Source organism: Candidatus Limnocylindrales bacterium (assembly GCA_035559535.1).
GTDB lineage: Bacteria > Moduliflexota > Moduliflexia > Moduliflexales > JAUQPW01 > JAUQPW01.
The window spans coordinates 61,444-73,847 of record DATMBG010000035.1; the positions used below are offsets into that span (position 1 = coordinate 61,444).

At 45.2% G+C, this 12,404-nt stretch carries 11 protein-coding genes; 8 read left to right on the forward strand and 3 right to left on the reverse strand.

What is annotated here, in order from left to right; all coding sequences use genetic code 11:
- The first annotated feature begins 34 nt into the window (after positions 1 to 34).
- Together rseP and glpX are read left to right on the forward strand one after the other, a co-directional pair.
- Positions 35 to 1,330, forward strand: coding sequence for an RIP metalloprotease RseP (rseP, locus tag VNM22_11835; protein HWP47844.1), 1,296 nt, complete (start codon positions 35 to 37; stop codon positions 1,328 to 1,330).
- A 33-nt stretch (positions 1,331 to 1,363) separates the two neighbouring features.
- Positions 1,364 to 2,329: a class II fructose-bisphosphatase gene (gene glpX / locus VNM22_11840; GenBank protein HWP47845.1), complete on the forward strand. Its 966-nt coding sequence runs from the start codon at positions 1,364 to 1,366 to the stop codon at positions 2,327 to 2,329.
- Between the two features lie 21 nt (positions 2,330 to 2,350).
- Here the strand turns inward: glpX and VNM22_11845 are convergent, their stop codons facing one another.
- From VNM22_11845 to VNM22_11855, 3 genes are all read right to left on the reverse strand, one after another.
- A complete protein-coding gene (locus VNM22_11845; GenBank protein ID HWP47846.1) occupies positions 2,351 to 3,628 on the reverse strand; it encodes a beta-ketoacyl-[acyl-carrier-protein] synthase family protein in 1,278 nt (425 codons plus the stop codon).
- A 434-nt stretch (positions 3,629 to 4,062) separates the two neighbouring features.
- Positions 4,063 to 5,028 (reverse strand): SPOR domain-containing protein, encoded by a 966-nt coding sequence (locus VNM22_11850; protein ID HWP47847.1) that lies wholly within the window; start codon positions 5,026 to 5,028, stop codon positions 4,063 to 4,065.
- Between the two features lie 128 nt (positions 5,029 to 5,156).
- Positions 5,157 to 5,942: a HAMP domain-containing sensor histidine kinase gene (locus VNM22_11855; GenBank protein ID HWP47848.1), complete on the reverse strand. Its 786-nt coding sequence runs from the start codon at positions 5,940 to 5,942 to the stop codon at positions 5,157 to 5,159.
- Positions 5,943 to 6,217: 275 nt separating this feature from the next.
- Between VNM22_11855 and lepB the strand changes: the two genes are divergently transcribed.
- The 6 genes from lepB to VNM22_11885 all read left to right on the forward strand — a co-directional run bounded on the left by lepB (position 6,218) and on the right by VNM22_11885 (position 12,339).
- Positions 6,218 to 6,955 carry a signal peptidase I gene (lepB, locus tag VNM22_11860; protein HWP47849.1) on the forward strand — a complete coding sequence of 246 codons (738 nt, stop codon included), beginning with the start codon at positions 6,218 to 6,220 and terminating at the stop codon, positions 6,953 to 6,955.
- A 17-nt stretch (positions 6,956 to 6,972) separates the two neighbouring features.
- Positions 6,973 to 7,992, forward strand: a complete 1,020-nt coding sequence (locus tag VNM22_11865) for a lysylphosphatidylglycerol synthase transmembrane domain-containing protein (protein HWP47850.1) — start codon at positions 6,973 to 6,975, stop codon at positions 7,990 to 7,992.
- Entirely contained in the window at positions 7,989 to 8,453 is a 465-nt protein-coding gene (locus tag VNM22_11870; protein ID HWP47851.1) for a Mut7-C RNAse domain-containing protein, read from the forward strand. Before VNM22_11865 ends, VNM22_11870 begins: the two co-directional genes overlap by 4 nt.
- Positions 8,450 to 9,226 (forward strand): inositol monophosphatase family protein, encoded by a 777-nt coding sequence (locus VNM22_11875; protein ID HWP47852.1) that lies wholly within the window; start codon positions 8,450 to 8,452, stop codon positions 9,224 to 9,226. Before VNM22_11870 ends, VNM22_11875 begins: the two co-directional genes overlap by 4 nt.
- 445 nt (positions 9,227 to 9,671) lie before the next feature.
- Positions 9,672 to 11,606 (forward strand): PAS domain S-box protein, encoded by a 1,935-nt coding sequence (locus VNM22_11880; protein ID HWP47853.1) that lies wholly within the window; start codon positions 9,672 to 9,674, stop codon positions 11,604 to 11,606.
- 289 nt (positions 11,607 to 11,895) lie between these two features.
- Entirely contained in the window at positions 11,896 to 12,339 is a 444-nt protein-coding gene (locus VNM22_11885) for a response regulator (GenBank protein ID HWP47854.1), read from the forward strand.
- The last annotated feature ends 65 nt before the right edge of the window (positions 12,340 to 12,404 follow it).

A 12,404-nucleotide genomic window follows, 5' to 3' on the forward strand; every position in this document is an offset into this window, starting at 1 on the left:
CTTCCTCCTTTATCCTTTAAAAGAGGAATTACCTTTGTTAACCTATATTTTATCCTTTGCCTTTGTATTAGGAGTTTTAGTCCTTGTTCACGAATTTGGACATTTTATAGCGGCCAAGAAAGCAGGAGTTAGAGTAGAAGTTTTCTCTGTAGGATTTGGGCCTCGCCTGTTTGGGTTTAAACTGGGAGAGACCGATTATCGGGTTTCTGCATTTCCCTTGGGGGGATACGTTAAATTACCCGGAGAAAATCCCGATGAAGCCACCGGAGCCCCCTGGGAGTTAAGTTCCAAGTCGGCCCCTCAACGTCTCTTAGTTTTTGCTGCCGGAGCTCTCATGAACATCCTGACGGCAATCTTTCTTCTTTCCCTGGTTTTTTTCATCGGGGTTCAAGTTCCTAAGTATTTGGATGATCCCCCGGTCGTAGGTTGGGTGGATAAAGATTCCCCGGCCGAGAAGAGTGGCTTCCAGGTAGGTGATCGGATTCTACGGGTTAACGGAAAAGAGATCTCTACCTGGGAAGATGCCTATAGCTACTTTTTGACTTCTGCAGATATTTCCTCCCAGGTGGAAGTGGAACGAGACGGAAAAGTGGTGGTCCTTCATGCAACCCCGGAATCTATAAAAAAACTGGGAGCCGGTTATATCGGTCTACAACCTCCCATGGAACCTGTTGTAGGAGGAATCCAAAAGGGTTTCCCGGCAGATAAAGAGGGGCTTCAGGAGGGAGATCGAATTGTCGCAATAAATGGTACACCCATTTATCATTGGCTGGCCATGGCAGAAATCGTCCATAATAGTCCGGGTAAGGAACTGGAGATTACGATTTTAAGAAACGGTCAAGAGATTAAAAAGAAGATGATCCCTCAGGTCCAGGATGGAAAGGGGTATCTGGGAATCACGGCAAAACCTCAAACGGTCTTTAAAAAGTATGGTCCTATGGAATCACTCAAAAAAGGCCTTGCAAGGACCTGGGAAATTACGGTTATGACCTTTGAGCTCCTGGGCCGATTAATTAAACGAGAAGCTTCTACAGGTGCCATCGGAGGCCCTATTATGATCGCCCAGATGTCAGGCCAGGCCGCTAAAGCAGGAATGTCAGAACTCCTGGGTTTGATGGGCGTGTTAAGTCTTAACCTGGGAATCCTTAATTTACTCCCAATACCTGTATTAGATGGAGGCCATATTCTCTTCCTGGTGATCGAACTGATCCTGGGCCGACCTCTCAGTCTTAAAAAGCGAGAACTCGCTCAAAAAATAGGCCTCGCCATTTTAATTCCTTTGATGATTCTGGTATTCCACAATGACATCATGAGGTTACTGGCCAAATAGGAAGAGAATAGGAGTGTGTGGGGGTGTGGGGATATGGAACGTAATTTAGCTTTAGAATTTGTTCGGGTCACCGAAGCCGCTGCATTAGCCAGCTCCAGATGGATGGGCAGAGGGAATGAAAAAGCTGCCGATCAAGCGGCTATAGAGGCCATGAGACGGGCCTTTAATTTTGTGGAAATTAACGGTACCGTGGTTATCGGAGAGGGGGAACAGGACGAGGTGCCCATGCTTTATACAGGTGAAAAAGTCGGCACCGGTCATCCCCCGGAGACCGATATTGCCCTGGATGCCTTAGAGGGGACGACTATCACGGCACTTGGAGGCTACAATGCCTTATCAATTATCGCAGCAGCCGGTAAAGGATGTATTCTATCTGTTCCCGATATTTATATGGAAAAAATTGCCGTAGGCCCTCGGGCTAAAGGAGTTATCAATATCGAGGCTTCCCCGACCCAAAATTTGAAAGCCGTGGCACAGGCCCTGGATTGCCCTCTAGAAGACCTGACGGTGGTGATCCTCGATAGACCCCGTCATGAAGCTTTAATCAGGGAAATTCGAAGCAATGGAGCCAGAATCCGGTTAATTCCCGATGGAGATGTCTCGGGGGCTATTGCAACCGCCATGGAAGGCTCCGGTATCGACATTCTGATGGGAATCGGTGGCGCTCCCGAAGGCGTTTTAGCCGCTGCCGCTCTTAAATGTTTGGGAGGGGATATGCAAGGTCGTCTAGTTTTTCGAAACGATCTGGATAAGGAACGCGCCCGGGAAGCCGGAATTGAAGATACCGATAAGATCTTTACCCTTGAAGATATGGTCCGGGGAGAAGAGGTAATGTTTGCAGCTACCGGTGTAACCGATGGGGATATGCTTAAAGGAGTTCGCCGTCTCAAGGAAGGAGCCGAGACGTACTCCGTCGTTATGAGATCCCCAACCCATACGATTCGGTTTATCCAGGCCATCCATTGTGCGGCTACCATTAAAGCAAAAATTGGGCTATAACTATAAATAAAATCCACAGCCTTACAACCCCTCGAACTTCCTTAACACCAGGGCAGAATTTTTCGATCCGAATCCGATACAGTTACAAACCGAAGTTCGAATCTCGGCTTTTCTTCCAACGTTGGGAACATAGTCCAGATCACATTCCGAATCGGGGTTTTCATAATTTATGGTAGGGTGAATAAAATGATTCACCATACTCAACAGCGTTGCCACGACCCCGGCCGCACCTGAAGCCCCTTGAGGATGGCCGATCATGGATTTCAGGGCGCTGGTAGGAATCGTATAGGCACGGGGACCGAAACATAACTTAATGGCTTTCGTTTCAATTCGATCATTTAATTCGGTTGCCGTCCCATGAAGACTGATATAATCGACTTCTTCCTTTGCCACACCTCCATCTTTTAAAGCCAGCTCTATAGCTCTGGAAGATTCTTCCCCTGAAGGCATGATCTGAAGTCGATGATAGGCATCACAGGTAGAGCCATAGCCCACAATTTCGCCATAAATAAAGGCCCCCCGTTCAAAAGCGTGTTGGAGTTCTTCCAGCACTAAAATCCAGGCCCCCTCTGCTAAAACAAATCCATCCCGATCTTTGTTAAAGGGACGGGATCCCCGGGTTGGCTCCAGGTTCCATTTTGTGGGTACAGCCCCCATTCTGCAAAATCCGGCCATCATGCCGGGGGTAATACAGGCTTCTGCACCTCCTGAAAGTAATAGGGTAGACCGACCATGGCGAATCTGGTCAAAGGCATATCCGATGGCATCGGTAGAGCTGGTACAACCATTGGAAAGAACATGGCTGGGACCTCTCAGTCCAAATGCAATGGAAATCTCACTGGAGAGCATCCCTGCTAAAGAGGCTGAAATAGCATAAGGGCTGACCTTTTTTCGGCCTTCCTGAAAAAAAATTCGATACTGATCCTCACCATAACAGATACCCCCCGCGCCGGTTCCAACAATAACTCCCACCCCATGTCTTTCTTCATCTGACAAACTTTCCAGATTCAGTTTGGCATCTCTCTGGGCTTCATCGGCAGCGGCCAGAGCCATTCGAGCAAGTCGGTGCAGAAAGTTTTTTCGACTTTTCCCTACAGGAGGGTCAAAATCAAAATCTGGGACCTCTCCAGCAATCTGACAGGGAAGATCTGAAGCATCAAATAAGGAAATATTTTTAACCCCACTAACGCCATCTCGGATAGCCTGCCAAAATTTCTCTTTTCCAATCCCATTAGGGCTTATGACACCGATACCCGTAACAACAACCCGTCTCTCCCCCGTTGAGTTTGTAAAAAACATAACCGCTGTTTATCGTCCGTTTGACTATTGTCGGTTGTCTATACCTGTTTTATTTTTATACATAACTTTTGAAAGTTCAAAACTTCTCAAAAATTTTAAGCTTGTAAAAAATTTAACCGCAAAGCACGCATAGAAAGCATAACACAGGAAGAACTAAAATTCCAGTTTTTCTTTATGCCTCTTAGGTACCTTGCGGTTATGTTCTCAAAATATTTAAACAAACGACAACCTACCACAGACAACGGGCAACGAACAACGGACAATCAACCATCTTAACTTCTAAGCTATCCTTTTGCAGTTCTTAACTCCTTATCCACAGAGGACTGAGGGGGTATGGAAGTATGAGAGAAGTTACCTCCCTACCCCCATACCTCCCTCGGTCCTCCGTGGATAAACAACATCAACAACCTACAAAAAATGCAAAAGTAGAGCTTCTAGTATCTCTGGTAATCTACCCGGTTTTTATTTAAAGCACTTAACGGAACCACCTTAGATTCCAATCTTACCGGAAACCTCTGTTGACTTAAACGTTCTACAAGCCGGTCTGCTTCTTCTTTATTCACATAAGCACCGACCTGAATGGTATAATAATCCCTATCCCTGGCTTTAGTAACCATATAATCCGAAAGACCTGCATTTCGAGCAATATAAGGAGCTACCGACCTAGCTTCCTCTTCAGTTCTAAAATACCCTATGGCCACCACATTTAAACGAAGCATTTCTCGGGAAGAAGAGGTCATACTTCCACTGGAGGTCCGTTTACGATAAATCGAGGGAGATTCTTCCTCCGAAACATATGTTTCAGATCTTTTACGGGAACCGGTTGTGGTTTCCTGGGTACGATCTTTTCGGCCGGATGAGGTACTCTCTTCTGCCCGCTCTTTCCGTCCAGATTCAGTTTTTTCCTTTTTCCCTGACTCAGAGGCTTTTGCAAAAGAAGATGTGGAGGAAGTCCCTGGAGTGGATTCAGCAGAATGTTTTGAACTTTCCGCTACATGACCGGACCCTGTAGTACTCGGGGTTTCTCTCTCTACAGAGGGTTTTGTTGTTTCTTTTGTACCTTCAGAGGACATCCCGGAAACGCCGCTCGAAGTCGTTTCAGTACTTCGAGGTGGAGTAACCGACCTGCTGGTTGCACTCGTTGAGGAACCAGAAGATTCAGAAGGTTTTTCTGCCGTCGTGGATCTGCCGACTTCGGTGGATTTGTTTGCTTCTAGCGTAGCAGGAGAAGTAGACTCTGGAGGAAGCGAAGAGGAGGACTTAGAAGCATCTGGATGCGAGGGTGAAGAAAAAGGAATCTCATTCAGAGGCTCTTCTTTTGTAAAATACGATACCCCATAAAAAGCTAAAAATCCCAATACCAATACCAGGACGAAGGTTATTAAAAGTCGTCTTATCATGATTAGATCTCCCGAAATCTATAAAATTGTAAGTGTTCACGCCGATGCTTTCCCCTCATTATATGGAAACATCAGCCTCATTGCTCTCCGGTTGGCCTACCCTGCCTTAGCAATTTTATAGTAAGGATTTATCTCCCTGTCAACTCTTTTTTTGTCCAACTTATATCCTGGGAGGGTTTTTCACAGGGAAGAACCAACAGGAAAGTACTTCCCTTCCCACGTTTAGAATGGGCCGTAATCTTTCCCCCATGGGCTTCAATAATAACTTTTGCGGCAGGCAGACCAAGACCGATTCCCGAATATTCCCGGGTAGAAGACATATCCACCTGAGTAAAAGGGTTAAAGATTTCTTCTAGCTTATCTTCAGAAATGCCATTTCCTGTATCGGATATGGCGATCCCTATAAACCGGGCATGGGGTCTGGTTAAAGTGATTCGGATGAAACCATAAGGTTTGTTAAATTTAATAGAATTATCTAAAAGGTTCATCAAAGCTACAGAAAGCTTAGAAGGATCTGCCCAGATAGGGGGAAAGTTGGGGGGTATCCTGAGAACTGTGGTAAGGCTTTTTTTTTGAAGTCCTTCTCTAAGTTGAGAGAGGGCCTGGGTAATCAAATCCTGAACAACCACCTGCCCATAATCCAGATCGAGCTTTTTATTTTTTCCCTGACCCAAAGTCAAAAGATTTATAACCAATCTTTCCAACCGGATTACGGCGTCTTTCATGGCGTGAAGTCCTTCTCTACATCTAGGATGAGAACTATCAAAACGCCGGGTCATAAACATTTCTATATAAGCCTTCAGGACAGAAATCGGAGTAGAAAATTCGTGGGTGATGACATCCAGAAGATTCGATTTGATCTGTTCGATTTCCTTGAGCTTTTCGCTCACCTCTAACATCGGGGCTTTAGCCATGGCTTACTCAATATTCCTTATCTTTATCTTTGAAACCAGACCCCATATGGGAATAACTTCAGTTTAGAAATATCTTAATCTTAAGTCAAGGATAAAGATCATTCCCTCTCAAATCCGGACTTACCATAGAAAATTATTGACGCATCTCATTTTCTCATGTAAATTAGCTCTTCAGAAGTTTTGCTTAAAAGAAGTTTTATCGGACAGGTTTCAAGGAAATAAAAGCTTAAAAGTCTTTGTCTTTTGAACGGTCATAAACAAGGAGAAAATGTAGTATGTCTCAGCAGGAAGATAATCCAAATGTGATTCAAACCTCAGAACAGGAACCTCAGAGGATTTTTTACAAGAAAAAATCCCTCCTACGGGAATATGCGGAAGCGTTTCTTATTGCTTTTATATTGGCCATTGTCATCAAGTCGTTCTTAATTCAAGCCTTTAAAATTCCTTCCAGTTCCATGGAGCAGACCCTCCTGGTTGGAGATCATCTCCTGGTCAATAAATTTATCTATAAGTTTAAAGACCCCCGCCCCGGAGACATCATTGTTTTTAAGTTCCCGGATGACCCAAAACGAGACTTTATTAAACGGATTATAGGAACCCCTGGGGATACCGTTGAAGTAAAAGATAAAAAAGTTTATGTCAATGATAAGGAACTCGTGGAACCTTATGCAATCCATGAAGATTCGGAAATACTTCCTAAAGATCGTTCGGTTCGGGATAATTTTGGCCCGGTAACCGTTCCAAAAGATTCTTACTTTGTTATGGGCGATAACCGGGATCGAAGTTGGGATAGTCGGTTTTGGAATAATACCTTTGTTAAGAGAGAAGCCATTGTTGGAAAAGCCTTCCTTATTTACTGGTCCTGGAAATCTGATAAAGAAGCCCCCTCATTAAATAATGAGGATGCCGGTTTCATGGAGCGGGTAAAGTTTTATTTGAAACTGACCGGGTATAATATCGTACATCTGAAAGATCGGGTTAGATGGGAACGCCTGGGTAAAATTCTGGTTTGATGTATGAAATTTGATGTATGAAACTTAAATTCTGGATTGGTATAGTCATCAGTGTTATCTGTCTTTATCTGGTTTTTAAAGGGATTGAAGTTCATAAGCTTCTGGAGGTTTTAAAGTCTGCGAATTATATCTATCTGGCCCTGGCCACTCTGATCAATTTCTCCTCGTTCTGGATGCGCGCGGAACGCTGGAAGTATCTCTTAGAACCCATTAAAAAAATTCGTTCAGCGCATCTTTTCCCGGTTACAGTGATAGGATTCATGGCAACGAACATACTTCCTGCTCGAGCCGGAGAGTTTGTGAAGGCCTATATGGTCGGGAAGAAGGAAAACATCAGTGCCACCGCTTCTTTTGCAACCATCGTGTTAGAGAGGGTTTTAGATTCCCTGATTATCCTGGCCCTTTTTGGGTTAGTCCTTTTCTGGATCGATTTCAAGGATAAATCTCCTGGAACTCCAGATCCTTCTATCAACATCTCCGGGATCTCCCCGGCCGTGCTTAAGACCACCGGCATACTGTTCGCACTGGGGCTTGCAGCGGTCTTTATCTTCTTACTTTTACTTAAAATGTATCCAACCCCGGCCATAACCCTCACCGGCAAAATTTTATTTCCCCTCCCTAAACGGATCAGAGAGCAGGTGGCTGGGGTTTTAGAATCTTTCAGTTCGGGATTGAAGGTCCTGGGAAAAGGAAGCTCCCTTTTGCCTCTTCTATTCTGGTCTCTCTGTGTATGGGTTACCTGTGCCGGGAGTATTTGGGTAACTTTGCTTGCCTTTGATTTACATCTTCCTTTTTTTGCTTCGGCTTTTATTCTTGTTCTGATTGCCTTTGCAGTTGCTCTACCCTCTTCACCCGGTTTTATAGGCCCTTTTCACGCAGCCACCTCAGCAGGGTTGATGTTCTTTTACGTAGATAAAAGTACGGCAACGGGTATTTCCCTGATTCTGCACCTGATCATGGTAGGGCCGGTAACCCTGGCTGGGCTTTTCTACCTATGGGTAGAGAATCTTTCGTTTTCAGAAATAAAGCAGTTATGAAATTCATCACCGATTGCATGCTGGGAACCCTGGCCAAATGGCTTCGAATTCTAGGATACGATACCCTTTATTATCGATTCATCGAGGATACCACCTTAATCCAGAAGGCGTTGCGCACACAACGTACCTTACTCACTCGGGATGAGGAGGTTTTTCAAAAATTTAAAAGCCCAGATAAACTCCTTATCCGAAGTGACAATGTGATGAGCCAGTTGAAGCAGGTAATCGAAGAAAAAAAGCTAGAGGTGGGAAGCCATCTTTTCACCCGATGTGTTCTCTGTAATACCCGGTTAATTCGGGTAGATAAGGAGGAGGTCCGACATCTTGTGCCTGAATATGTTTTTAAAACCCAGCAGGAGTTCTCTATCTGTAATCACTGTAAGAAAATTTACTGGAAAGGAACCCACCGAACCAGGATGATGGAGAAGCTTAAAAATTTAGAAGAATCTTTAAAACTATGATCCAGATAGCTATCGAAGCGGCCTTGAAAGCAGGCAAAATTTTAAAAGATCACCTAGGTCAAATCGAAGAGATCAACCATAAAGGGGAAATTGATCTGGTTACCAACGTAGACCGATTATCGGAACGGTCTATTGTAGAAACGATAAAAGCTCATTATCCCCATCATCAAATCCTCGCGGAAGAGGGTGAAAATAACTCGGAAACAACCTCCGAGTATAAGTGGCTTATTGACCCTTTAGACGGAACGACCAACTATATCCATGGCCTGCCCTATTTTTGTGTCTCGATAGCCCTTGAAAAGGAAGGTGAACTCATCTTAGGAGTTGTCTATGATCCGGTCCATGAAGAGCTATTTACCGCAGAAAAGGGTCAGGGAGCTTTTTTGAACCATAAACGAATCACTGTTTCTAAAGTTGAAAAGCTCGAGAAAAGTTTACTGGTCACAGGGTTTCCTCCCAGTATCTGGCAGGATCAGGGTAAGAGTTTTGAGCACTTTAAAAACTTTACAGTTCGTTGTCAGGGTGTACGACGACTCGGATCTGCCGCGATCGATCTTTGTTATGTAGCAGCCGGAAGATTGGAAGCTTTCTGGGAACGGGGGCTAAAACCCTGGGACATGGGAGCCGGGGCTGTCCTGGTAAGGGAAGCAGGGGGATGTGTAACCGATTTTCAGGGACGAGATTTTGATGTTTATCAGACTGAAATTTTAGCCAGCAATGGAAGAATACATAAGGCCATGCAAGAAGTGCTTCAACTTGCCGGGGAGAGATAATTCAGGTTAATAGAAGTGGCTATCTTCTCCCCTCAGCTATTTCTTGTAATATTCGGTTCAGAAGGCGCCCTTCCCTTTGTCTGCTCCTTCCTTGCTTGCTTTCAAAAGACCAAATCCCTTCCTTAACTCCATGGGTATGGTCAAAAATAATCTGGTTGACCTACTAACCATTTTAAACCCCATCCTCCCAAATCGAAAAATGAGGAAAGATAAAAATCCCCCCTTGAGGGGGGACTCGGGGGGTGTTCCCCTCCAGGGGGGAACAGGGAGTGTTTGAGCCCAGGATCTAATCCTTAACTGGATACCTAGGGGGTTATGGCCAGATCTGATGCCTGCAAGATGGGTTAACCGAATGTGGCAAGGATTGTGCTCTAAACCTCAAACAGGACCGTAAATGTTTCAGAAGAGAACATACATGAGATCCCCCCAGGATTGAAAGAGATCTATGCAAAAAACAGAGAAAAACGATCAGAGTGCTCAAATCCTTTTGGTAGATGATAATGTCGATATGTTAGAGGCCATGGCCTGCTTGTTGAGGTTAGAGGGCTATGAGGTTATAGAGGCAACGACAGGTCAGGAAGGCTTACAATTGGCTAAGGCTAAAAAGCCGGATGTGGTTTTATCAGATGTTGTACTTCCCGATATAGATGGTATGGAAGTATGCAGGCGTATTAAGGAAGATCCGGAATTAGCAGACATTTATGTGGCGTTAATTTCAGGAGTAAAAACGGCTCCGAAGGATCGAATACAGGGGTTTGATGGGGGAGCAGATGGATATCTTATACGACCTATTCAGAATCGAGAGCTGGTAGCCCAGGTAAAGGCAATGGTCCGCGTCAAGAAAGCGGAAGAGGCTCTACGAAAGAGTGAACAACGTTTTCAGCTTGTGGCACGGGCAACCAATGATGCAGTGTGGGACTGGAACTTAGAAACCAATACTCTATGGTGGAACGAAGGAATCAAGGAACTCTTTTACTACCCTTTAGAGGAGGTTAAACCGGATATTACCTGGTGGTATGAACACATCCACCAGGAGGATCAGACGCGGGTGATTTCAGGGATCCAGAAAGCTATTCAGGAGAATAAAAGATATTGGTCCGATGAGTACCGTTATCGTCGGGCGGATGGTTCTTATGCTTATGTCTTCGATCGGGGTTATATTATTTCGGATCATCATGGGAAACCGGTACGTATGGTTGGCTCCATGATGGATATTACCGTTCGTAAACAGATGGAAACGGCGCTGCGAGAAAGTGAAGAGCGATTCCGGGCTACCTTTGAGCAGGCCGCCGTTGGGATTGCCCACATAGCCATAGATGGTCGATGGCTACTCGTCAATCAAAAACTCTGTGAGATCGTAGGGTACACCCGTGAAGAGTTGATGGAGAGAACTTTTCAAGATATTACCCATCCGGACGATCTGGCTGCCGATTTCAGATATATCCAACAGGTCTTGGCTAATGAGATTCCTACTTTCTCCATGGAGAAGCGCTATCTGCGCAGGGACGGTTCCCAGGTCTGGATCAATCTGACCGTGTCCCTGGTACGGAAACCCTCAGGAGATCCGGCGTATTTTATTGCCGTCATTGAAGATATCACCTCACGTAAGCAGGCGGAAGATCAGATCCGCAGGCTTAATGAAGAACTCGAGCAACGTGTTCTTGCGCGCACGGCCGAGCTTCAAGCAACCATTAAAGAACTTGAAGCTTTTTCCTATTCGGTCTCCCATGATCTCCGTGCTCCTCTAAGGGCCATCCACGGCTTCTCCCGTATTCTACTGGAAGATTATGCTCCTCAGCTCTCTCCGGAGATTCAAGAATACTTACAGTGGATAAGCCATAATGCCAGGCAGATGAGCCACCTCATAGATGATTTATTGACTTTCTCGCGTTTAAGTCGTCAAGCGATCAAAAAGCAACCGGTCACAACAACGACCTTGATACATCAAGCGCTCACAGATTTGAACGAAGAACAAAAAGGGCGACATGTAGAGATTCGCATCGGAGACCTGCCTGATTGTCACGCTGACCCGGTCCTGCTTAAACAGGTGTTTGTTAACCTGCTTTCCAATGCCCTTAAATTTACACGCCGACAAGAGGTGGCCAGAATCGAAATCGGTTATCAGCCAGGAGACCCATCTGGTGAACAGATCTACTTCGTTAGAGATAATGGGGTGGGTTTTAATATGCAATATGCAGATAAACTCTTTGGGGTGTTTCAGCGGTTACACCCCGCTGACGAGTACGAAGGTACCGAAGTTGGATTGGCCATCGTTCGGCGAATCATCCATCGCCATGGAGGGCGAGTCTGGGCAGAAGGGGAAGTTAATAAAGGGGCCACCTTCTACTTTACACTTCCTCTCTGGGACAGAGGGACTTAGGGACAAGGAGACATGGTGACAGGGGGATTCTCCACATCTCCTTGTCTTAATGTTCCAAATAGGATAATTCTTTGACAGGATAATTACCTGAGACCACTCCTACCCTCCCTATCAAATTTGGGTTTCATAGCAGAAAGGCAGGTTTCAAACTTGCCCTTACCGGAGGACTTTATAAGGGTCCTATAGGAAAGGTAACTTGGTATTACCTTGTAAAGTTAATTGGGGTTATTCTCTGTCCTCACCCCCAGCCCCTCTCCCACAAGGAGAAAGGGGAGTTAAGGAGCTTTTTATGATTGAAAACTATGTAGAAATATTACTTATAGAAGACAATCCCAACGATGTGAGGCTGGCACTTCATGCCTTCAAGAGAAACAACCTGACCAACCGAATCTATGTGATACGGGACGGAGCGGAAGCCCTGGAGTTTCTCTTTTGCACCGACCGATATGCTCAACGTAATCCCAGAAACGGCCCCAACCTGATTTTGCTGGATCTGAAACTTCCCTTAATCGATGGTCTGGAAGTCCTACGGCGTATCAAGGCCGATCCCAATACCCGAACCATTCCTGTGGTTATCCTCACATCTTCCCAGGAGGAACGGGATATCGTTGAAAGCTATCAATTAGGAGTTAACAGCTATATTGTCAAACCGGTCGATTTCGAACAGTTTGTTGAAGCAGTACGTACTTTAGGATTGTACTGGGTGCTGCTGAATCATCCCCCCATACTTTAAAAGCACTTTATTCCCAAAGAAGTTCCAGGAGAAAAGGCAGAAAATCATATAAAAGGAGAAAATTA

Bases quoted from the DNA above. Each gene is read 5' to 3' on its own strand.
- glpX (HWP47845.1), top strand. From the start codon at position 1,364: ATGGAACGTAATTTAGCTTTAGAATTTGTTCGGGTCACCGAAGCCGCT.
- VNM22_11845 (HWP47846.1), bottom strand. From the start codon at position 3,628: ATGTTTTTTACAAACTCAACGGGGGAGAGACGGGTTGTTGTTACGGGT.
- VNM22_11850 (HWP47847.1), bottom strand. From the start codon at position 5,028: ATGATAAGACGACTTTTAATAACCTTCGTCCTGGTATTGGTATTGGGA.
- VNM22_11855 (HWP47848.1), bottom strand. From the start codon at position 5,942: ATGGCTAAAGCCCCGATGTTAGAGGTGAGCGAAAAGCTCAAGGAAATC.
- lepB (HWP47849.1), top strand. From the start codon at position 6,218: ATGTCTCAGCAGGAAGATAATCCAAATGTGATTCAAACCTCAGAACAG.
- VNM22_11865 (HWP47850.1), top strand. From the start codon at position 6,973: ATGAAACTTAAATTCTGGATTGGTATAGTCATCAGTGTTATCTGTCTT.
- VNM22_11870 (HWP47851.1), top strand. From the start codon at position 7,989: ATGAAATTCATCACCGATTGCATGCTGGGAACCCTGGCCAAATGGCTT.
- VNM22_11875 (HWP47852.1), top strand. From the start codon at position 8,450: ATGATCCAGATAGCTATCGAAGCGGCCTTGAAAGCAGGCAAAATTTTA.
- VNM22_11880 (HWP47853.1), top strand. From the start codon at position 9,672: ATGCAAAAAACAGAGAAAAACGATCAGAGTGCTCAAATCCTTTTGGTA.
- VNM22_11885 (HWP47854.1), top strand. From the start codon at position 11,896: ATGATTGAAAACTATGTAGAAATATTACTTATAGAAGACAATCCCAAC.